Raw genomic sequence first — 22119 nt, 5'->3', positions numbered from 1 at the left:
GCCGGGGGAGATACGCTGCGCAAGGGGTTCGAGGGGGAATGCCGTGCGGCCTCCGCCGAACGCGGGCTGCCGGAAAGGTCATTGCGGTCCGGTTCGACCAGCCGGACCGTGAGCCTTTGGTCGACGATCTCCGCGAAGAGGAACGCAGGACGAACTCCGCACCAACACCCGGGTGCCGTAAGCCCCGCACACCCACGTCGGGCCACACATCCATGTCGGACTACTACGGGGGATTTCCAAGGGGGGGACCCTAGTGACGGAATCTCGGTCGAGTGATCCCGGATCCGAACAGAGCGGCTTATTGCTCGAGGCATTCGATCCGCAGTTGTTCCGGGAGAACTCAGAAACCGCTCTCTCCAAGCTCGAGAAGCACCTGTCGGACATCTCCATCAGGGGCCTGGAGCTGATCGATCCCGCGAAGTTGACCGAGGCCGCGAGGGCCTTGATGACGACGGACCACGAGAGCGTCGCCGCCTTCGACGAGGAGAGGCTGGCGGGGATCATCGACCTGTACATCAGGACGGGGATCCAGGTGCAGTCGCCCGGATACATGGGGCGGCAGTTCTCCGCCCCCGTGCCGGTCGCGGGCGTCATGGACTTCGTGAGTTCCATGATCAGCCAACCGGCCTCGTTCTACGAGGCGGGCCAGCTGCCCAACGCCGTCGAGCGCATCATGGCCACCGAGCTCAACCGGTTCATCGGCTGGGACCCGGAGCGCTTCACCATGGTGACCACCTCCGGAGGCTCGCTCGCCAACCTCACCGCGCTGCTCGCCGCACGCAACGAGAAGCTGCCCGGCTACTGGTCGGAGGGGGGTTCGGCGCTGCGCGGCCAGCCGAGGCCGGCGATCGCGGTGGGCGCCGACGTGCACTACAGCATCGCGCGGGCGGCCGGCGTCATGGGCATCGGCGACGCACAGCTCGTCCGCCTGCCGCTCAACCGGCGCCAGCAGATCGACGTGAGCGAGGTGCGCGCGACCCTGGCCGCGGCCGAGCGGCAGAACCTGAGGGTGTTCTGCCTCGTCGTCTCCGCGGGCAGCACGCCGGTGGGCGCGTTCGACCCGATCGACGAGCTCGCGGACATCGCCCGCGAGAGGGGCCTGTGGCTGCACGTCGACGGCGCCCACGGCGCGAGCCTGCTGGTCTCCGACGCGCTCCGCGGCAAGCTCCGGGGCATCGAGAAGGCGGACTCGCTGACGTGGGACGCGCACAAGATGATGTTCGTCCCCGCACCCTGCACGATGCTCTTCTACCGGAACAAGGAATCGAGCCTCGCGGCATTCCGGCAGAAGGCCAGCTATGTGTTCGAGGAGGAGCAGGACATCTACACCGCCTTCGACAGCGGAGGCAAGAACTTCGAGTGCACCAAGCGCCCTATGATCATGACGCTCTGGGCCCTGTGGGCGCTCTATGGAAGGGCGCTGTTCGCGGAGAAGATCGAGTATCTCTGCCGACTGACGCAAGAGGCCCATGACGTCCTGCGGGCCGACCCCGACTTCCAGACCCTGCACCGCCCGGAGGCCAATATCCTGTGCTTCCGTTACCACCCGGCGGGGCTCGACAGAAAAGAAGTGCACCGCCTTCAGGTCGCCATCCGAAATCGCATCAAACTCGAGGGGAATTTCTTCATCTCGAAGGTGGATGTCGACGGCGTGGCTGCACTGCGCGTGGTCATGATGAACCATCAGATCACCGGCGAACACTTCCGGATGCTGCTCACCGAAATCCGGAGAACCGGGCAGGACCTGCTCAACAGCGAAGAGGGAACAGCAAAAGCGTAGAGGGGACGGATGTTGAGTACATCTCACGCTCCACAGGCAACGCGCGTTCCACAGGCCGCACCGGCTCCCGGCGGTGCGAGAGAACTTGCCAACTGGCTCATACCGGACTGGGAGTTGCACCCGGAATCGGTGGAAGCCGTCACCGTACTTCCCTCCTTCGCGAGCAAGATGCGCGAATGCGAGCGGGTCTGCCAGACGCTCTACAGCGAGATCCCGCACGAGGTCCAGGACGCCCTCGTACAGCGCCGTCTCCAGCAGATGGTCAACACCGCGATGCTCAACCCGCTCTGGCGCGAGCGACTGCGCGGCGCGGGCGTCACCAGCGCCCCCACGACGTACGAGGAGTGGCAGCGCGTCCCGCTCTCGGACAAGGACGTCCAGCGGGACTTCTTCATGGACACCCGGCCCGGTCTGGTGGTCCCCCTCACCCGCGGCGACTTCGAGGTCGTGGCCAGCGGTGGCACCAGCGGCGGGCGACCGCTCGAAGTCGTCTACGCCCTGCGGGAGTTGCGCGACACCTATGAGATCGCCGGCCGTTTCATGGGCGCCTATCAGCTGGCCGGGCACCTCGCGGGCACCGACCCCAAATGGCTGTTCACCACGCTGGCCGACTACCAGATGTGGAGCAGCGGCACCATGGTCGGCGGCGTGCTGCAACAGGTGCCCGGCGTGAACTACGTCGGCGCGGGGCCCGTCACCGCACCCGTCCTCGAGCACATGTTCTCCTACCGGGGCCCCAAGGCACTGATGGGCATCTCCGCGGGCATCGCGATCCTCGCCGAGCTCGGCGCGGGCATGCGCCAGGAGTACCGGGAGAGCTTCCGCGTCGCCCTGTACGGCAGCGGCGTGCTGCCCCACCGCAAGCGGGTCGAACTCCAGGCGCTCTACCCGAACCTGGCGATCCTCAGCTACTTCGCCGCCACCCAGGCGGAGACGATCGGACTCCAGCTCGACGCCGCGTCGCCCTATCTGTCGTCGGTGCCGGGCCTGCACTACATCGAGATCGTCGACGAGGAGGGGCGGCCCGTCCCCGAGGGCGAGGAGGGCGAACTCGTCGTCACCCGGCTGCACGCGCACGAGGCACCGCTGCTCCGGCTCAAGCTGGGCGACCGGATGATCCGCAGGCCGCGTACGGAGGGACCCGGTCTGAAGACCCAGCAGTTCGAGTTCGCGGGCCGCACCGGCGACGTGCTGCACATCAACGACAGCCAGTACTCGGCGGCGCGCGCCTACACCGCGGTGTGCGACGAGCTGAAGGCGGCCGACGTCGTCGACCTGGCCGAGGTGGCGCACGACGTGCAGTTCGTCAACTTCCGCGAGGGCAAGACGATCACGCTCTTCGCCGCGGTGGACGACGTGCTCGGCCTGACCTACCGTTCGGACGCCGTGCTCGGTCCCTACGGCGCGCAACAGCTGTTCGTGAACGCCCTGCCGCGCGCCCTGTCCCTGTTCAACCACGGCGAGGCGAACGCCGCGTCGATCGAGCGGACCGGCTACACCTTCCAGCTCAAGTTCGTGCCCAGGCTCTCCGCGGAGATCGAGCGGACGGCTGTCGGGAAGGTCCCGCTGGTGCGGGACCGCGGCTAGGCGCGGGGCACCGCGCGCAACCACCAGGTGCGAGGACAGGAGTGGAATGACCGTGAGTGGAACCAAGTCACAAGTGAACATCATCGCCGTCGTGGACGTCATCGGGGCGCTGTCCACCAAGTCGCTGCAGGACGGCAATCTCTGCATGATGGACGACGGCTCCGGCAACAGCTCCCATCAGGGGACGCCGAACCTCGTGACCGTCGTCAGGCCCGGCCAGACCGTCTCGTGGACCGCGCTCGCCGTGGACCTGCAGACACCGGTGGAGATCAAGAACATCTCGTTCGTCCCGGCGAACGGGCAGCAAGGCCAGCGCGACCAGAGCGGCCTGCAAGGACAGCAGCAGGGGCAGCAGGGACAGCCCGGTGCGTACGGGCAGCCCGGCCAGTCCGGCCAGACCGCATACGGCCAGAGCACGTACGCCCCAGGAGGAGCCACCGGCCACGTCGCATCCGACCGCGGCTCGACCGCCCACGACCAGGAGGGCGGCGACCCGGCGAGCGCCAAGCTCGACCTCGACGTGTGGACCGGCGTGGTGCCGTCCTGGATGGCACGGGGCGTGCCGTACACGTACCGCCTGGAACTCCAGATGTACGACGGCGTCGACAGCATCATGCACGTCGACTCCCCCGCGTTGATGTGTCAGTAGCGGCCGGCCCGACAACGGCGACGACGGCAAAGCCGGGAACGACGACGAAGGCGGAATCATGCCCCAACAGTTGGCGATCATCGTGCTCGTGGACGTCGGCAACGCGCTCACGTCCAACACCCTCGACGGCAACACCTACCTGTTCGACAACATGAAGCTGCACGGCTCCGAGAACCAGGGCACCGACGGGCTCGTGACCGCGATCCACGGGTCGTACTGGCGGGACGGTTCGCAGGCCAGTGAGCAGGTGCTCAACTGGCTGCCGTACAGCCTGGGTTCCATCCCGCCCACCGTGCCGCGCGGCTACGAGGTCGAGCGGGCCCGGCAGAGCGACGAGCAGGCGCTCGCCGAACTCCAGGACCTGGCCGCCAAGTCCACGGTGCCGAGCGCCGACGCGGCGGCCGAGCTCAACCGCATCCGCAAGACCGTGGGCACCCGGGTCAAGACCACCCGGCGCACCCGCGGCCGGATGTCCGGGCAGAAGGTCGTGGACATCACGGGCCAGGTCGTCACCGAGGACGCCACGGCCGCGGCCAGCTACCCCGCCCCCGTGATCACCGACATCTACGGCGAGGCCGTGGACGCGAAGATCATGTACCCGGCCGAGTACGGCTCCCCCGACATGGTCACCGACGGCTGGTACTGGTCGGCATCGGTCGACACCTCCCGGCCCGGGACGTACTCGTACACGATGCGCATCCAGCTGCACCGGCTCGCGCAGACGAACGGCGAGCTCCGGTGGGATCCGGTGAACCTGACCTGCTCCTCGGCCCTGAAGATCACCTCGGAGCCGCGGCGCAACGCCTTCACCAAGGCGGGCATCGGCCAGCTGCCGATCCCGACCACCCCGCCCGCCCAGCGCGGCTGAGCATCCCCCACCGGACGAGGAGGAACAGATGACCACCAAGCCGAGGCGGGAGACCGTCGCGAAGCGGCCGATCTCCATCACCGCCGTCGTGGACTGCGTGGGCGCCCTGGCGGCCGGCAATCTCCGGGGCCACCTGTACATGTACGACACGAACAAGGCGGGCGGCTCCACCGGGTTCGGCAGCGAGGAGCTCCAGACCAAGGCCGGGCGCGGGGACCAGATCCTGTGGAACTGCCTCGCCCTGGAGTGTGAGGCGTACGTCGCCATCGAGGACATCGTGATCGACCGCGAGGTGTGCGAGCCGGAGCGGAAGGTGTACCCCGGCACCGACGTCGCGTACTGGATCGGCACGGTGAAGAAGGCCGACGCCGGGCCGATCACGTACCAGCTCAAGTTCAAGCTGGGCACGAGGGACCAGCCGATCAGCACCACCCTGTCGTCGTCCCTCGTCGGCTAGGGGCCAGGCAGTCATGGCGGCGTACGCGAAGGAGGCACGGTGAGCACCACTACGCGCAGTGGCGTGGAGAAGCAGAATCCCGGCCAGCTGAACTCGGTCCAGCTCAACATCGTGACGCTCATCAACATGGAGCGGGCGACGGACACGGGCTCGCTGAGCGACGCGATGTACATGATGGACAACAGCATCGGCGGCAAGGGCCAGGGCACGCCCTCCCTCGAAACGGTGTGCAAGCAGGGGCAGGTCATCAACTGGATCGTGCGCCCGATCGACATGGAGAAGCGCCTGGACGGCACCTGGCCCCCCATGCCGAAGATCAACAACATCGTCTTCCTCGACACCGAGCTGGGTGACGAGGAGGACGTGGCGGAGCGCAGGATCTTCAACGAGCTGAAGATCTACGGGATGCCCGACCGCATGCGGGACAAGTACACACCGGTCTACTACTACTGGGCGGGCACGGTGATGAGCACCGCGAAGCCCGGCCTGTACCGGTACCGGCTCGTGCTGGAGCTGGAGCAGGAGGGCAAGAAGGAGAAGCTCTACCTGAACACGTCGATCCACCCCTCGATCAGGGTCATCCCGACCTGATCCCGGCGGGCTGAGCGGACGCGGAACGAGGAGCGGCACGGGAAACCGGGCCGCTCCTTTTCCGCAGGTGGGACCCGGTGCGGGGAGCACAAGGGGCACTATGAATGAGGTGTATACCCCACATGTATAGTGCTCGCATGTCTGCCGTGAACATGATCTCCCCCCACAAGACCACCCGATCGGCGAAGAGGTTGCGTCGCACCGCGTCCGCCCTCGCCGCGGGGGCCGCCCTCGCCCTCGCGATGACCGGGTGCACCAAGCTCGACACCACGTCCCCCGCCACGGTCCGCAAGGACGCGGCGGACGCGAAGGCCGCGGACCAGGGCACGTTCGGCACGGTCGACTGCCGCAAGGCCAAGTGCGTGGCGCTGACCTTCGACGCGGGGCCCAGCGAGAACACGCCGAGGCTGCTGAAGATCCTCAAGGAGAAGAAGGTGCCCGCCACCTTCTTCACGCTCGGCAAGAACCACATAGAGAAGTACCCCGAGCTCGTGAAGCAGATGGACGCCGAGGGGCACGAGGTCGCGAGCCACACCTGGTCGCACAAGATCCTCACGAAGATCGACGCCAAGGAGGCGCGCAAGGAGCTCGAGCGCCCCAACGAGGCGATCGAGAAGCTCATCGGCAAGAAGCCGACGCTGATGCGCCCGCCGCAGGGCCGTACCAACGACGACATCAACAAGCTCTCCAAGGAGCTCGGTCTCGCGGAGATCCTGTGGTCGGTGACCGCCAAGGACTACACGACCAATGACTCCAAGCTGATCGAGAAGCGCGTCCTCGACCAGACCAAGCGGGACGGCATCATCCTGCTGCACGACATCTACAAGGGCACCGTCCCCGCCGTGCCCGGTGTCATCGACGGGCTGAAGAAGCGCGGCTTCGTCTTCGTGACCGTGCCGCAGCTGCTCGCGCCGGGCAAGGCCGAGCCGGGCAAGATCTACCGCTAGGTGCCGCCCCCGGGGCGCGCGTCACCACGTGAGGTGCAGCGCCTCGGGAGCCCGGTGGATCAGGGTCGGCCGCATCGTGACGGCCGGGCGGTCGTCGGCGAGCCGGAGACCAGGCAGGCGCCGGGTCAGCAGCTCCAGGGTGATCCCGAGCTGCTCGCGGGCGAGCTGGGCGCCCACGCAGGCGTGTGCGCCGAGGCCGAAGGCGAGGTGGCGGGCGCCCTGCCGCCGCTCGATGTCGAAGACGTCGGGACTCGGATGCAGGGCGGCGTCCCGTCCGGCCGCCCCGAAGGCCACCAACACCTCGCTGCCCTCGGGCAGTTCGGTGCCCGCCAGGGCCACGTCCCGGGTGGTGACGCGGCGGAAGGCTTGCAGGGGCGCGTCGTAGCGCGCCGCCTCCTCGATCACCGCGGGGATCCGAGCGGGCTCCGCCGTGAGCCGCTCCCACTGGTCCGGGTGGCGCAGCAGGTGGAGCACCGTGGTGCCGATCAGGGCCGTGGTGGTGAGGTGCCCCGCGATCAGGAAGTTCTGCAGCTGCGCGACGAGTTCGTGGCGCTGTTCGAGGGTGAGGGGCTCGTCGGCGGGTCCTGGCGCGAGTGCGGCGACGAGCTCCGTGCACAGGTCCTCGCGCGGGGCCGCCCTGCGGTCGCACACATAGCCGTCCAGGATCTGTTGCATCGTCACGATGTCCTGGGAGGTGGCCACTTGACCGGCCTCGTCCATCGGCGGGAAGAGCAGCCGCTCGGCCTGGTGCCCGCCGTGCACGACCTGCGGTACGTCGGCGGGGTCGAGCCCGGCGAGACGCCCCACGACGTCGCCGGGCAGCCGCCGGGCGTACGCCTCCATCAGTTCGACGCGCCCCTCCCCCACGAAGGAGTCGACGAGCTCCTCGGCCCGCTCCCTCGCGTACGGCACCACCTGCGCGACCCGCGCCGCCGAGAGCCCTCGGATCAGAGGCGCGCGCAGCCTCCGATGCTCGGCGCCGTCCGCGCTCACCGCGTCGCGGCGGCCGCCGAAGCCCTCGCCGAGGACGGCGAACGCCTCGGCCGACGGGCGCACGTCGCCGCGCAGCACCTGGGCGGACGAGAAGTCGTCGGGGCGGCGCAGGACCTCCCTGACATCGGCGTCGCGGGCCACCAGCCAGGCGTCGAACTCGGGGACGAAGGTGAGTCCGGTGGCGGCGCGGGCGCGGGCGTAGAGCGGGTAGGGATCGCGCATCAACGCGTCACGGCTGTCCTGCTGTTGACGGTCCACGAGGTCCTCCGGGCGCCGTTCGTACGACCCTGCCCGCCCATCGTGGCGGAGGCCCCGGCGGGGCGGAAGAGCGCATCGGGGCGTGGACCTGGCAGGCTCGGGGGCGTGGCTCACTTCCAGTTCACCAGGGACGTGCCCCTGCCCCCGGCCGAGACCTTCTCCCGGCTGACCGCGTGGGAGCGGCACGCCGACGCGGTCCCGCTGACCCGGGTGCGCGTCCGCACGCCGGGACCCACGCGCGTCGGCACGCTCTTCACCGCCCGCAGCGGGCTCGGCCCCCTCGGCTTCGACGACGTGATGGAGATCGTCGCGTGGCACCCACCCCTGGGCACCGCCCCGGGCCGCTGCCGCCTGGAGAAGCGGGGCACGTTCGTGACGGGCTGGGCGGAGATCGAGGTCTACCCGTACGACACGGGTTCCAGGGTGATCTGGCGCGAGGACCTACGGGTACGCGCGCTACCAGCCCTGTTCGACGGCGCCCTGGCCGCGATCGCGACGCGCATGTTCACCAGAGCGGTGACCCACCTGACGACGGGCTAAGGGGCGCGGGGAACGGCGCGAAGGGGCGCGGGGAACGGCGCAAAGGGAGCGCGGGGAACTCCGCAAAGGGGCGCGGGGAACGGCGCGCCCAGCCACAACGAACCCGCACCCGGCAACGAACTCCGCTCGGGCAACGCCCGCCCCCGCAGGGAGCGCGGGGAACTCCGCAAGGGGCGCGGGGAACGGCGCGCCCAGCCACAACACACCCGCACCCGGCAACGAGCCCCCTCAGGCCACAGACCCAATCCGCCCCGAAGCCCTCCGCGCTCCATCCGGATGGATGGGCGTGTGCGCCCCGGTAAGCGAAACCCCACTCCCGCCCCGCCGATTCGCGACGATCTCCGAGGCGATGGACAGCGCCGTCTCCTCAGGGGTCCGCGCGCCGAGATCGAGCCCGATGGGCGACCGCAGCCGCGCGAGCTCCAGCTCGGTGACGCCCACGTCCCGCAGCCGCGCGTTGCGGTCCTCGTGCGTACGACGCGACCCCATCGCGCCGACGTAGGCGACGGGCAGCCGCAGCGCGTGCCGCAACAACGGCACGTCGAACTTGGCGTCGTGCGTCAGCACGCACAGCACCGTGCGGCCGTCGGTCTCCGTCCGCTCCAGGTACCGGTGCGGCCAGTCCACGACGATCTCGTCGGCGTCGGGGAAGCGGACGGCGGTGGCGAAGACGGTCCTGGCGTCGCAGACCGTGACGTGATACCCGAGGAACTTCCCGATCCGCACCAACGCCGACGCGAAGTCGATCGCACCGAACACGATCATCCGCGGCGGCGGCACGCTCGACTCGACGAGCAGCGAGAGCGGCTGACCGCAGCGCGAGCCGTCCGCGCCGATCTCGACGACGCCGGTCTGTCCCGCGTCCAGCATGGCGCGGGCCTCCCCCGCCGCCGTGCGGTCCAGCTCGGGGTGCCCGCCGAGCCCTCCCTCGTACTCCCCCGAGGACTCTCCCGTGGACTCCAGCGAGGACTCCTGCGAGGACTCTCCGGAGGCGCGTACGAGAAGGGCGCGGCCCACGAGTTCCGCGGGCCCGGACGTGACGCGGGCGATCGCCGCGGCCTCCCCCGAGGAGGCGGCGGCGAGAGCGGCCGCGAACACGGTTCTGGTCGCCGAGTCCGCGCGGACCGGGGTGACCAGGATGTCGATGATTCCGCCGCAGGTCAGACCCACGGCGAAGGCGTCCTCGTCGCTGTAGCCGAAGCGTTCGAGGACGGTCTCGCCGTCTTCGAGTGCCTGTCGGCACAGCTCGTAGACGGCGCCCTCCACACATCCGCCGGAGACCGAGCCGATCGCCGTGCCCTCGCTGTCGACGGCGAGCGCGGCACCCGGTTGCCGGGGCGCGCTCCCGCCGACGGCCACCACGGTGGCGACGGCGAAGTCACGTCCCTGCCCGACCCACCGGTTCAGCTCGTCGGCGATGTCCAGCATGTCGGCCTCCTGCTAAGTCTCGGGATGGGCGGAGGGCTCAGCGCCTCAGTGGACGCCCAGCCATCCTTCGATGGGGTTGAGGGCGAAGTAGACGATGAAGATCACCGTCAGGCCCCACATGAAGGCGCCGATCTCGCGCGCCTTGCCCTGCGCGATCTTGATGGCGACCCAGGAGACGACGCCCGCCGCGACACCGGTGGTGATGGTGTACGTGAAGGGCATGAGCACCACGGTCAGGAAGACCGGGATGGCGGTGGCGCGGTCGGCCCAGTCGACGTGCCGTGCGTTCATCATCATCATCGCTCCGATGACGACGAGCGCGGCGGACGCGACCTCCTGCGGGACGATCGCGGTGAGCGGCGTGAAGAAGAGGCAGGCCGCGAAGAACAGTCCGGTGACGACCGAGGCGAGGCCGGTACGGGCGCCTTCGCCGACGCCGGTCGCGGACTCGACGAAGACGGTCTGTCCCGAGCCGCCCGCGACGCCGCCGATGGCACCGCCCGCGCCGTCGATGAACAGCGCCTTGGACAGGCCCGGCATGCGGCCCTTGTCGTCGGCGAGGTTGGCCTCGGTGCCGACGCCGATGATGGTGGCCATCGCGTCGAAGAACCCGGCGAGCACGAGGGTGAAGACGATCATGCCGACGGTCATCGCGCCGACCTCGCCCCAGCCGCCGAACTCGACGTCGCCGAAGAGCGAGAAGTCGGGGGACGAAACGGCGCTGCCGTGCAGTTCCGGCGTGCCGTTGGCCCACTGCTTGGGGTCGACGACGTCCAGGGCGTTGAGGACGACGGCGACGATGGTGCCGGTGATGATGCCGATCAGGATCGCGCCGGGGATGTCACGCGCCTGGAGCATGAAGATCAGGAGCAGGGTGCCCGCGAAGATCAGAACGGGCCAGCCCTGGAGCTCTCCCGCGGGGCCGAGCGTGAGCGGGGTGGCCTTGCCCTGGTGGACGAAGCCGCCCTTGACCAGGCCGATGATGGCGATGAAGAGCCCGATGCCCATGGTGATGCCGTGCTTGAGGGCGAGCGGGATCGCGTTCATGATCATCTCGCGCAGACCGGTGATCACCAGGAGCATGATCACCACGCCGTACATCACACACATGCCCATGGCCTGCGGCCAGGTCATCTCGGGTGCGACCTGCGAGGAGATCACGCCGGACACGGAGAGTCCGGCGGCCAGGGCCAGCGGCACCTTGCCGACGAAGCCCATGAGGAGCGTGGTGAGCGCCGCGGCGAACGCCGTCGCGGTGATCACGGCCTTGGTGGCCATGGTGTCCCCTGCCACGTCCTTGCCGGACAGGATCAGGGGGTTGAGCAGGAGGATGTACGCCATCGCCATGAAGGTGGTGACGCCGCCGCGTATCTCACGCGCGACCGTGGATCCTCGCCCGGATATGTGGAAGTACCGATCGAGCCAAGACCTTCCGGCGGGGACGCGCGAGCCGGGGCCCGCGTCCTCTGCGGTGGTCTTCGGCTCCACAGACTGGGTCATGGTGCCTACTCCCAAGGTTCACAGGGGCACCCGCTGACTGCGGGATTTGGGATGGTGCGTTGGCTGCACGACCCGGGGGACGGCCCGAGACGAACGACATCTCCCTCAAGGAGAAGGGGAGTTGAGCTCCGAGCGGTGTGGGCGACGGAAGTGTGACGTTCCTGGGAGGCACACACCGCTCGGAGAACCTTGCGCCGGTCCCCGAGCGGAGGACCGGTCCCTCAGCGAGGGATCACGTGCCGGTGAGGTGCTCAGGGCGTACCGGCGTCTTGTTGAGCTCCAGGCCCGTCGCGTTCCTGATGGCCGCGAGGACCGCAGGGGTGGACGACAGGGTCGGGGCCTCGCCGATGCCACGGAGCCCGTAGGGCGCGTGCTCGTCGGCGAGTTCGAGCACGTCGACCGGGATGGTCGGGGTGTCGAGGATGGTGGGGATCAGGTAGTCCGTGAACGACGGGTTCCTGACCTTGGCGGTCTTCGGGTCGACGATGATCTCCTCCATGACCGCGACGCCCAGGCCCTGGGTGGTGCCGCCCTGGATCTGCCCGATCACGGACAGCGGGTTGAGCGCCTTGCCGACGTCCTGGGCGCAGGCCAGTTCGATGACCTTGACCAGGCCCAGCTCGGTGTCGACCTCCACGACCGCGCGGTGCGCGGCGAAGGAGTACTGGACGTGGCCGTTGCCCTGCCCGGTGACCAGGTCGAAGGCCACGGTGGGGCGGTGGCGCCACTCGGCCTCGATCTCGACGGTCTCGCCTTCGAGGACGTCGACCAGGTCGCGGAGGACCTCGCCGCCGTCGGTGACGACCTTGCCGCCTTCGAGGAGCAGCTCGGCGGTGGCCCAGGCGGGGTGGTACGAGCCGAACTTGCGGCGGCCGATCTCCAGGACCTTCTCGCGCACGAGCTCGCAGGAGTTCTTGACCGCGCCGCCGGTGACGTACGTCTGACGGGACGCGGACGTCGAACCCGCGCTGCCCACCTGGGTGTCGGCGGGGTGGATCGTCACCTGCGTGACGCCCAGCTCGGTCCGCGCGATCTGCGCGTGGACGGTGACGCCGCCCTGGCCGACCTCGGCCATCGCGGTGTGCACGGTCGCGACCGGCTCGCCGTTGATGACCTCCATGCGCACCTTGGCGGTGGAGTAGTCGTCGAAGCCCTCGGAGAAGCCGACGTTCTTGATGCCGACCGCGTAGCCCACCCCGCGGACGACGCCTTCGCCGTGCGTGGTGTTGGACAGGCCGCCCGGCAGCTGGCGCACGTCGGCGCCCTCGCTGGACTCCCACTGGCGCTCGGGCGGCAGCGGGCGGGCCTTGACGCGGCGCAGGATCTCGGCGACCGGGGCGGGCGAGTCGACCGGCTGTCCCGTCGGCAGGAGCGTGCCCTGCTCCATGGCGTTGAGCTGGCGGAACTCGACCCGGTCCATGCCCACCTCGTCGGCGAGCTTGTCCATCTGCGCCTCGTAGGCGAAGCAGGCCTGGACGGCGCCGAAGCCGCGCATCGCGCCGCACGGGGGGTTGTTGGTGTAGAGGGCGATCGCCTCGATGTCGACGTCGTCGATCACGTAGGGGCCGACCGAGAGGGACGAGGCGTTGCCCACGACCGCCGGGGAGGCCGACGCGTAGGCGCCGCCGTCCAGGACGATCTTGCACTTCATGTGCGTGAGCTTGCCGTCCTTGGTGGCGCCGTGCTCGTAGTAGAGCTTCGCCGGGTGGCGGTGGACGTGGCCGAAGAAGGACTCGAACCGGTTGTAGACGATCTTGACCGGCTTGCCGGTGCGCAGCGCCAGGAGGCAGGCGTGGATCTGCATCGAGATGTCCTCGCGGCCGCCGAACGCGCCGCCGACGCCGGAGAGCGTCATGCGCACCTTCTCCTCGGGCAGGCCGAGGACGGGGGCGATCTGGCCGAGGTCCGAGTGCAGCCACTGGGTGGCGACGTACAGCTCGACGCCGCCGTCCTCGGAGGGCACCGCGAGGCCGGACTCCGGGCCGAGGAAGGCCTGGTCCTGCATGCCGAAGGTGTACTCGCCCTTGACGACGAAGTCGGCCTTCTTGGCGGCCTCTTCGGCGTTGCCGCGGACGATGGGCTGGCGGTGCACGATGTTCGGGTGCGGGACGTGGCCGATGTGGTGGTCGTCGCGGCCCTCGTGCACGAGTACGGCGTCGGGAGCGGTCGCCGATGCCTCATCGGTGATGAGGGGCAGCTCCTTGTACTCGATGTGGATCTTGGCGGCGGCGCGGCGCGCGGTCTCCGGGTGGTCGGCGGCCACGATGGCCACCGGCTCGCCGTGGTGGCGGACCTTCTTGTGCGCGAGGACCGGGGTGTCCTGGATCTCCAGGCCGTAGTTCTTCATCGCGGCGGGGAGGTCGTCGTAGGTCAGGATCGCGTAGACGCCGTCCATGGCCAGGGCCTCGGAGGTGTCGATGGAGACGATCTCGGCGTGCGCGACGGTGGAGCGCAGCGTCTGGCCCCACAGCATGTCCTCGTGCCACATGTCCGAGGAGTACGCGAACTCGCCGGTGACCTTCAGGGTGCCGTCGGGGCGCAGCGTCGACTCGCCGATGCCGCCCTTGGTCGTGGAACCCTGCGTGATCTTGGTGGGTGTACCCGTGGTTCCCATGGCGTCAGACCCCCTCGGACTGGCGCGCGGCCGCGAGGCGGACCGCGTCCAGGATCTTCTCGTAACCGGTGCAGCGGCAGAGGTTGCCGGAGAGCGCCTCGCGGATGTCCGCGTCGGACGGCTGCGGGGTGCGCTCCAGCATCTCGTCGGCCGCGACGAGCAGGCCGGGGGTGCAGAAGCCGCACTGGACGGCGCCCGCGTCGATGAACGCCTGCTGGATCGGGGAGAGCTCGCCGCCCTCGCCCGTCTGCGAGTCCGTTCCCTTGGCCGCCCACTGCTGAGCGTCCTGGAGCGAGGTGCCGCAGGCGCCGGACGCGCAACCACCGTGCTCCGCACGCTGCTTGGCGTAGTCGGCCAGGCCCTCGACGGTCACGACGTCGCGACCCTCGACCTGTCCGGCGGCCACCAGACACGAACACACCGGCACCCCGTCGAGCCGGACGGTGCAGGAGCCGCACTCGCCCTGCTCGCAGGCGTTCTTGGAGCCCGGCAGGCCCATGCGCTCACGCAGCACGTACAGAAGGGACTCGCCCTCCCACACGTCGTCCGCTTCCTGCTGACGGCCGTTGACCGTGAAGTTCACGCGCATTATGCGACTCCCTCAGTGCTGCGGCCCTTGCCGCGGTACGACTCCCAGGTCCAGCCGAGCGTGCGGCGGGCCATGATCCCGACGGCGTGGCGGCGGTAGCTCGCCGTGCCGCGCACGTCGTCGATCGGGTTGGCGGCACCGGAGGCGAGTGCCGCGAACTGCTTGGCGATCGAGGGGGTAATGATCTTCTTGCTCTCCCAGAAGCCGCCCTCTTCGAGCGCCGCGTTCAGGAATTCCTCGGCCGCCTTCGCCCGGATGGGGGTAGGGGCCGCGGAGCCGATGCCGGTCCGCACGGTCCGGGTCTCGGGGTGCAGCGCGATGCCGAAGGCGCAGACCGCGATCACCATCGCGTTGCGGGTGCCGACCTTCGAGTACTGCTGCGGTCCGTCCGCCTTCTTGATGTGCACGGACTTGATCAGCTCGTCCGCGGCGAGGGCGTTGCGCTTCACGCCGGTGTAGAAGTCGTCGATCGGGATGAGGCGGGATCCCCGCACGGACTCCACCTCGACCTCGCAGTCGGCGGCGAGCAGCGCCGGGTGGGCGTCACCGGCCGGGGACGCCGTGCCGAGGTTGCCGCCGACGCCGCCTCGGTTGCGGATCTGCGGCGACGCGACCGTGTGCGAGGCGAGCGCGAGACCGGGGAGCTCCGTACGCAGCTCCTCCATGATCTGGGTGTACGGGACGGAGGCGCCCAGCTGGACCGTTTCCTCGCCCACCTGCCACTCGCGCAGCTCGACGACGCGGTTGAGGTCGAGCAGGTACTCGGGACGACGGTGGTCGAAGTTGATCTCGACCATGACGTCGGTGCCACCCGCAATCGGCACAGCCGTGGGGTGCTCGGCCTTGGCGGCGAGCGCCTCCTCCCAGCTGGCGGGGCGAAGGAAGTCCATGAGGCTCTCTTCTTCGTATCGAGGGTCGTTCGCTTCGGGGGATCCAACGGGATCAGGGGATTCCGTTCCGGCCACTCGGGCCGTTGGTCCCTCGACTGCTGGTTCATGTGCTGTTAACGCGGAGTGGGGCAAGTACACCGCTCGCTCGTCCGATGGGGTCAGTCACCGAAACCATGAAGGAGTTGGCTGGCCAAGCCGCGCGTCTTGTAGATTCGTATGAAGAACGGGTCCCAGTAACCTCGCGGATTCCCCCCGGAAACCGGAGCCGCGCCGCGGCACAGGGCCCCCGCGCTACAGAGCGCACATGTTTGTACACACCATTCGAGACAGATCGGCGGCGACGACCCCATGCGGCTGCGCGCACTCCTTGACACCGACGCGCTGGGCCTGCGGCTGCTCGGCGGCGAGGACGAGCTGGACCGCACCGTGCGCGGTGTGATGACCACGGACCTGCGGGACCCCAGCCGCTATCTGGCGGGCGGCGAGCTGGTGCTCACCGGCCTGGCCTGGCGCCGCGACGCCTCGGACACCGAACCCTTCGTCCGTCTCCTCGCGAGCGCCGGGGTGGCGGCCCTGGCCGCGGGCGAGGCCGAGCTCGGGGCCATTCCCGACGACATCGTCGAGTCCTGCGCCAGGCACCGCCTGCCGCTCTTCGCGGTCAACGAACGGGTCGCCTTCGCGACCATCACCGAGCACGTCGTACGTCAGGTCTCCGGCGAGCGCGCGGGCGACCTGGCCGCCGTGGTCGACCGGCACCGCCGCCTGATGACCTCGGGCCCGGCGGGCGGCGGCCCCGACGTCGTCCTCGACCTGCTCGGCACCGACCTGGACCTGCGGGCCTGGGTGCTCTCGCCCGCGGGGCGGGCCATCGCGGGGTCCACCGCGGGCGGCGCGGCGCTGCCCGCGGACGTCTGCGCGCGCCTGGCCGGGGAGCACCTGGCCGCCACCCGCACCGGGCGGCGCGGGCCGCACCGGGTGGCGGTGGCCGGGGTGACGTACTCGCTGTTCCCCATTCGGACCAGTGGCCGGGGAGCGGCCGGTGCCTCACGCGACGTGCGCGAGACGCTCCTCTCGGACTGGCTGCTCGCCGTCGAGGCGGACGCGGGCGACTGGCCCGAGGAGCGCCTCGACCTGTTGCAGGGCGTGACCCAGCTGATCGCGGTCGAGCGGGACCGCCGCGACGCGGCCCGCACGGTGCGGCGCAGGCTCGCCCAGGAGGTCCTGGAACTGGTGCAGACGGGCGCCGCGCCCGCCGAGATCGCCGCCCGGCTGCGCGTCGCCGCCCCGGTGCTCCTGCCGGGTCTCGGCGCGGCCCCGCACTGGCAGGTCGTCGTGGCCCGCGTGGAGTGGGAGGGCGGGGAGATCGACGGCGGTCCCGTCGCCCAGTCGCTCCTGGAGGAGATCCTCGTCGACCCTTCCCCGCGTTCACGAACCGACTCGAACAGGGGCGGCCCCATCGCCGCGGGCCCCGAGCCGTCCGACCGGATCGCGGTCGCGCACACCGGCGACGAGGCGATCGCCCTCGTACCGCTGCCCGCGGTCTCCAGCGAGCACGACGGCTCGGAGACGGGCCTGCTCGCGGACTCCCTCCTCGCGGCGGTGCGCGATCCGCTCACTCCTGGTCTCGCCGACGACGGCCGCCTCACGCTGGGCGTCAGCGCGTCCGTGCACTCGGCGGAGGGCCTGCGCGGCGCCCTGGAGGAGGCGCGGCACGCCCGCCGGGTCGCCGCGGCACGCCCGGGGCGGGTCTGCGCGGCCGGGCACCAGGAGCTGGCCTCGCACGTCCTGCTGCTGCCCTTCGTGCCCGACGACGTCCGCCGGGCCTTCACCGCGCGGCTCCTCGACCCGCTGCGCGAGTACGACCAGCGCCACCGCGCGGAGCTGATCCCCACCCTGGAGGCGTTCCTGGACTGCGACGGCTCCTGGACGCGCTGCGCGGCCCGGCTGCACCTGCACGTCAACACGCTGCGCTACCGGGTGGGCCGTATCGAGCAGTTGACGAGTCGTGACCTCTCGCGGCTCGAGGACAAGCTGGACTTCTTCCTCGCGCTGCGCATGAGTTGAGCAGGTGGGGCGGCCGATGGGCCGTACGGAGGCCGGGAGCGGGCCCGCGCGCGGGGCGCCGCCCCCGGCCTTCATGATCGGCGCCCAAACCCGTTTCCTTGCCCGCCCTTTGTGAATTCTTTCACCCAGCCCCTTGGCCCGAGCCCGCCTTCCATGCTGAGATTCGCCCACGACTCAACAGCTCAATGGTGTGCTCGGGGAGGGCAACGTGGCGCATACCGCCATGTCTGGTACCGGAACGACTGCAGGGGACGATCCACTCCAGACCGCGGTATGGCGGCTGCGCTCGCGCGGCTGCTGGACCGACGCTGCGGCGCTGCTCGCCTCGCGGGCGGGGGCCGCGCCGGCACTCCAGCGCACGGCGCTGCTCGTCGAGCGCTGCCTGTTCACCGGCGAAGGCTGGGGCGAGGCCGAGGACGGCCTGCGGACCGCGGAGGCGCTCGCCGACGATGACGACGACCGGGGTGCCGCGGCCTGCGAGCGAGGGCAACTGGCGTACGCGGCAACGGTGTTGGGCGTACGCGACCGGGCCGACGAGGCCCGTACGGCGCTCGGCAGGGCGGCCGCGCTGCTCGCCCCCAACGCCCCCGGGCGGCCGTTGCTCGACTTCCGGCGCGGTCTGATCGCGGAGCACATCGCGGACTCGCCGCAGGCCGCGAAGGCGGCCTACCGCAGGGCACACGCGGGCGCCACGGCGCACTCCGACCCGCTCCTGCTCTCCTTCACCTGGCGCCATCTCGCCGGACTCGCCCTGCGCGACGGGGAGTTGGCCGAGGCGCGACACGGCTTCACGGAGTCCCTCCGCATCCGCGAGGAACTGGGCTACCTGGTCGGCACCGCCCCCGCGCTGGCCGCACTGGCCGACGCCGAGCCGGAACCGGAAGCAACCCGCCTCCGAGCCGAGGCCACCCGCCTCTTCCGCCTCCTGGGCGGCGTCCCCGCGTGGCTGGCCCAACATCTGACGCCGCCGGCGCCACCGGCGCCCGCGGTGTAGGGCGGGACGGGGCGGGCCTGCCGGGCCGCGCGGAGGGTCACACCACAGCCCACCAAGCCCCCCCGGTGCCGACCAACCCCGCTCGCCCGCCCTGCGTCGCCGAGTGAACGGGTGGGCGGGTGGGAGTGATCCGCCGCGAAGCGGTGGGACAGGGCCAGCCACCACCGGACCGCAGACACACGGCGACGCACCCCACCCCGCCCCCGATCAACCCCGCTCACCCGCCCTACGTCGCCGAGTAAACGGGTGGGCGGGTGGGAGTGATCCGCCGCGAAGCGGCGGGACAGGTGAGCCACAACCGGCCCGCGGACCAGGGACCTACCCCCCTGCCCCAGCGAAGTGCTCCCCCACCAACGAGGAGACCACCCCCAGGTCCTGGGCGATCAACGCTTCCAGCAGAGCCATGTGCTCCGCCGCGTCAGCGACGAGGTCCGCCCTGCGCCCCGACACGGGGCCACTGACCAGCGGCCACTGCGAGCGCCGATGCAGATCGTCGGCGACCTGCACCAACTGCCGGTTGCCCGACAGGGAGAGCACCGCGCCGTGGAAGGCACGATCCGCCTCGGCGTAGCGCGCGAGATCGCCGCCCGCCGCCGCGAGCGCGGTCGCCTCCGCGAACGGCCTGAGCTCGGCCCAGCGCGCGGCGGGCACCGTACGCGCCAGGCGCAGCATGACCGGCACCTCGATCAGCGCCCGGACCTCCGCCAGCTCACGGAGTTCGTGCGCGCTGCGCTCGGTGACCCGGAAGCCCCTGTTGGGCACGACCTCCACGGCCCCCTCGGTGGCGAGCTGCTGCATCGCCTCGCGGACGGGCGTCGCGGAGACGCCGAAGCGCTCGCCGAGCACCGGCGCCGAGTAGACCTCGCCGGGAGTGAGCTCGCCGCCGACGAGGGCGGCCCGCAGGGCGTCGAGGATCTGCCCCCGTACCGAGGTGCGCCGCAGCGGCGTACGCGGCACGGCCGGTTCCCCGTGCGTGTGCTCGCCCCTGGCCCCCGCCCTGACCCCGTCCGCCTGCTCCGGCACCCGGACACGGGGCATCTCGGCGGGAACGCCCGTCCCGCGCGCCCTGGCCTGCTCCACTCGGTCCTCCTCAGGGCCGCCTCACCGCCGCTCCCCCGCCCCGAAAGGTACGAGAGGCACGAGAGGCACCATAGGCGGACAGCACCGCAGTTGAAACCTCGATCACTTCGGGTAAGGTAAGGCTTACCTGCAATCGATCGCGATTCGGTGGTCCCCGCATGTCCGTCCCCACCTTGGCCGCGCCCGCCCGCGGCGGCGCCCACAGCCCCGTCGCGGACTCCTACGCCCGCCTCGCAGAGGTGTTCTCCGGACTGCGCGTCACCGAACTCGGCCACGAGGAAGAGGCCCCCCAGGGCGGCGGCTGGGTCACCGCCGCCCGGCTCGCGGAGGGCGGGGCCGACCTCGACGCGTTCCTCGCCTGGGACAACGCCCAGGTCCTGAAGGACTACGGCACCCAGGCCCGCCCCGACGTGATCGCCAGCTTCGGCCTGCACCGGTACGCCTGGCCGGCCACCCTCCTGATCACCGTCCCGTGGTTCCTGCACCGCCGCGTCCCCCGCTACCCCGTGGCGAACGTCTCCTTCCAGCGCACCCTGGGCCGGATGGCCGTACGCCCCGAAAGTTTCGCCTGCCTCCCGGACGACCCGGCATCCGCGCTGCCCGGCGCCCGTGTCGTACCGGACGAGGAGGCGCTGCGCGCGGAGGTGCGGGCGGCGGTCGCCGAGCACCTCGGCCCGCTCCTCGACGGCTTCGGGCCCCGGATGCGACGCCGCTCGCGCGCCCTGTGGAGCGTGGCGACCGACGAGATCGTCGAGGGCCTCTGGTACATCGCGCACCTGCTCGGCGAGGAGCGGCGCGCCATGACCGAGCTCGAGCGGCTGCTGCCCGGCGCGACCAAGCCGTACGTGGGCACGGCCGGTTTCCGCGAGCTCTCCGGGCCGAACGGCGAGGCGCTGCCGACCAGGGACCGGGCGAGCTGCTGCATGTTCTACACGCTGCGCCCCGAGGACACCTGCGTCACCTGCCCGCGCACCTGCGACGCCGAGCGCATCACGCGGCTCAGCGCGACAGCCGCCGCCTGAACCACCCTTTCGTGCTCGTTTAATCGAACTCAACGGCCCTTCTCCCGCCGTGAGTTCGAGTAAAATCGCGCTCTGCGTGATCCCTTGCACCCCCTTGGCGTCCTCTTGCCCCGAAACCCTCATGAGGGCCGGCGGAATTGGGTCAATATGGCGCCCGAAACGCCTTACCGCGATGCAAGGGACCCCAGATGAGACTGACCGACATATCGCTGGACTGGCTGCTTCCCGGCGGCGTCCTGCTCCTCGGCATGCTGGTGGCGGTGGCGGTGCTCGCGCGCGGCAAGCGTGGCCACGGCAAGGCGGCGAAGTCCGACAGCGACGAGACGTGGGAACGCAGCGAGGAACGCCGCAGGCGCAAGGAGGCCGTCTACGGAACCGCCTCCTACGTCCTCCTCTTCTGCTGCGCGGCGGTCGCCGCCGCGCTCTCCTTCCACGGCCTCGTCGGCTTCGGCCGACAGAACCTCAGCCTCTCCGGAGGCTGGGAGTACCTGGTCCCGTTCGGCCTCGACGGCGCGGCGATGTTCTGCTCCGTGCTCGCCGTGCGCGAAGCCAGTCACGGTGACGCGGCCCTCGGCTCGCGCCTGCTCGTGTGGACCTTCGCGGGCGCGGCTGCCTGGTTCAACTGGGTGCACGCGCCCCGTGGGATGGGCCACGCGGGCGCTCCGCAGTTCTTCTCCGGGATGTCGCTCTCGGCCGCGGTGCTCTTCGACCGCGCGCTGAAGCAGACCCGCAGGGCGGCGCTGCGCGAGCAGGGCCTGGTGCCGAGGCCGCTGCCGCAGATCCGCATCGTGCGGTGGCTGCGCGCGCCCCGGGAGACCTACGGCGCCTGGTCGCTGATGCTCCTGGAGGGCGTACGCAGCCTGGACGAGGCCGTCGAGGAAGTGCGGGAGGACCGCCGTGAGAAGGAGCGCACCCGGCTGCGCAGGCGCGACCAGGAGAAGCTGGAGCGCGCGCAGCTCAAGGCGATCAGCAGGGGCCATCGCGGGTACGCCCGCGGGGGCCGACAGGTCGACGTGCAGCCCGCCGTCGCACCGGCCGCCGGGTCCGCGCAGGTCGGCGCGGACCCTGCCATAGCGGCGCAGGAGCAACTGCCGGTACGCGCCCGACCCTCCCTCCAGGCCGTGAAGAGCGGCCCTGACGACGCCACCCCGGTCGCCGTCGACCTGACGGCGGAGGACGACACCCAGGCCCTGCCCCGGCTCGACTCGCTGGAGCAGAAGCTCAAGGACCTCGAGCAGCAGTTCGGTTGAGACCTACGGCGGCGGTGG

The 22119-nt window shown here is 70.6% G+C and carries 19 protein-coding genes; 12 read left to right on the top strand and 7 right to left on the bottom strand.

The window, feature by feature from the left end:
- Window positions 1-253 precede the first annotated feature (253 nt).
- The 7 genes from KY5_RS32530 (at window position 254) to KY5_RS32500 (ending at window position 6879) form a co-directional block, all read left to right on the top strand.
- Entirely contained in the window at window positions 254-1780 is a 1527-nt protein-coding gene (locus KY5_RS32530) for a pyridoxal phosphate-dependent decarboxylase family protein (RefSeq protein WP_159072644.1), read from the top strand.
- A 129-nt stretch (window positions 1781-1909) separates the two neighbouring features.
- Window positions 1910-3367 carry a hypothetical protein gene (locus tag KY5_RS32525; protein WP_098245559.1) on the top strand — a complete coding sequence of 486 codons (1458 nt, stop codon included), beginning with the start codon at window positions 1910-1912 and terminating at the stop codon, window positions 3365-3367.
- A gap of 52 nt (window positions 3368-3419) precedes the next feature.
- Complete coding sequence (locus KY5_RS32520; RefSeq protein ID WP_159072643.1) at window positions 3420-4016, top strand: hypothetical protein; 597 nt, start codon at window positions 3420-3422, stop codon at window positions 4014-4016.
- 58 nt (window positions 4017-4074) lie between these two features.
- Window positions 4075-4884, top strand: coding sequence for a hypothetical protein (locus KY5_RS32515; protein WP_098245557.1), 810 nt, complete (start codon window positions 4075-4077; stop codon window positions 4882-4884).
- A 28-nt stretch (window positions 4885-4912) separates the two neighbouring features.
- Entirely contained in the window at window positions 4913-5341 is a 429-nt protein-coding gene (locus KY5_RS32510; protein ID WP_098245556.1) for a hypothetical protein, read from the top strand.
- A gap of 39 nt (window positions 5342-5380) precedes the next feature.
- Window positions 5381-5932, top strand: coding sequence for a hypothetical protein (locus tag KY5_RS32505; RefSeq protein ID WP_159072642.1), 552 nt, complete (start codon window positions 5381-5383; stop codon window positions 5930-5932).
- Between the two features lie 137 nt (window positions 5933-6069).
- Window positions 6070-6879: a polysaccharide deacetylase family protein gene (locus KY5_RS32500; RefSeq protein ID WP_234362963.1), complete on the top strand. Its 810-nt coding sequence runs from the start codon at window positions 6070-6072 to the stop codon at window positions 6877-6879.
- A gap of 21 nt (window positions 6880-6900) precedes the next feature.
- Here the strand turns inward: KY5_RS32500 and KY5_RS32495 are convergent, their stop codons facing one another.
- Complete coding sequence (locus KY5_RS32495; protein WP_418952834.1) at window positions 6901-8130, bottom strand: cytochrome P450; 1230 nt, start codon at window positions 8128-8130, stop codon at window positions 6901-6903.
- Window positions 8131-8235: 105 nt separating this feature from the next.
- On the opposite strand from KY5_RS32495, the gene KY5_RS32490 reads away from it, so the two are divergent.
- Window positions 8236-8670 carry an SRPBCC family protein gene (locus KY5_RS32490; RefSeq protein ID WP_098245554.1) on the top strand — a complete coding sequence of 145 codons (435 nt, stop codon included), beginning with the start codon at window positions 8236-8238 and terminating at the stop codon, window positions 8668-8670.
- 228 nt (window positions 8671-8898) lie between these two features.
- Here the strand turns inward: KY5_RS32490 and KY5_RS32485 are convergent, their stop codons facing one another.
- From KY5_RS32485 to KY5_RS32465, 5 genes are all read right to left on the bottom strand, one after another.
- Window positions 8899-10098 (bottom strand): XdhC family protein, encoded by a 1200-nt coding sequence (locus KY5_RS32485; protein ID WP_098245553.1) that lies wholly within the window; start codon window positions 10096-10098, stop codon window positions 8899-8901.
- Window positions 10099-10143: 45 nt separating this feature from the next.
- Entirely contained in the window at window positions 10144-11598 is a 1455-nt protein-coding gene (locus tag KY5_RS32480) for an NCS2 family permease (RefSeq protein WP_098245552.1), read from the bottom strand.
- A gap of 232 nt (window positions 11599-11830) precedes the next feature.
- Window positions 11831-14212 (bottom strand): xanthine dehydrogenase family protein molybdopterin-binding subunit, encoded by a 2382-nt coding sequence (locus KY5_RS32475; RefSeq protein ID WP_098245551.1) that lies wholly within the window; start codon window positions 14210-14212, stop codon window positions 11831-11833.
- Between the two features lie 4 nt (window positions 14213-14216).
- Window positions 14217-14801 (bottom strand): (2Fe-2S)-binding protein, encoded by a 585-nt coding sequence (locus KY5_RS32470; RefSeq protein ID WP_098245550.1) that lies wholly within the window; start codon window positions 14799-14801, stop codon window positions 14217-14219.
- Window positions 14801-15691, bottom strand: a complete 891-nt coding sequence (locus KY5_RS32465; RefSeq protein WP_098245549.1) for an FAD binding domain-containing protein — start codon at window positions 15689-15691, stop codon at window positions 14801-14803. Before KY5_RS32465 ends, KY5_RS32470 begins: the two co-directional genes overlap by 1 nt.
- Window positions 15692-16039: 348 nt before the next feature.
- Here KY5_RS32465 and KY5_RS32455 point away from each other — a divergent pair, with 348 nt between their 5' ends.
- Entirely contained in the window at window positions 16040-17755 is a 1716-nt protein-coding gene (locus KY5_RS32455) for a PucR family transcriptional regulator (RefSeq protein ID WP_098245547.1), read from the top strand.
- Window positions 17756-17963: 208 nt separating this feature from the next.
- Complete coding sequence (locus KY5_RS32450; RefSeq protein ID WP_098247608.1) at window positions 17964-18749, top strand: hypothetical protein; 786 nt, start codon at window positions 17964-17966, stop codon at window positions 18747-18749.
- A gap of 318 nt (window positions 18750-19067) precedes the next feature.
- Here the strand turns inward: KY5_RS32450 and KY5_RS32445 are convergent, their stop codons facing one another.
- Window positions 19068-19787, bottom strand: a complete 720-nt coding sequence (locus tag KY5_RS32445; RefSeq protein WP_098247607.1) for a GntR family transcriptional regulator — start codon at window positions 19785-19787, stop codon at window positions 19068-19070.
- Between the two features lie 200 nt (window positions 19788-19987).
- Here KY5_RS32445 and KY5_RS32440 point away from each other — a divergent pair, with 200 nt between their 5' ends.
- Window positions 19988-20851 carry a (2Fe-2S)-binding protein gene (locus tag KY5_RS32440; RefSeq protein WP_098245546.1) on the top strand — a complete coding sequence of 288 codons (864 nt, stop codon included), beginning with the start codon at window positions 19988-19990 and terminating at the stop codon, window positions 20849-20851.
- 188 nt (window positions 20852-21039) lie between these two features.
- On the top strand, window positions 21040-22101 hold the full coding sequence (locus KY5_RS32435) for a DUF2637 domain-containing protein (protein ID WP_098245545.1): 1062 nt from the start codon (window positions 21040-21042) through the stop codon (window positions 22099-22101).
- Window positions 22102-22119 lie beyond the last annotated feature (18 nt).

The sequence above is a fragment of the Streptomyces formicae genome, from assembly GCF_002556545.1.
GTDB lineage: Bacteria > Actinomycetota > Actinomycetes > Streptomycetales > Streptomycetaceae > Streptomyces > Streptomyces formicae_A.
This window is presented reverse-complemented; position numbering and strand designations above follow the sequence as displayed.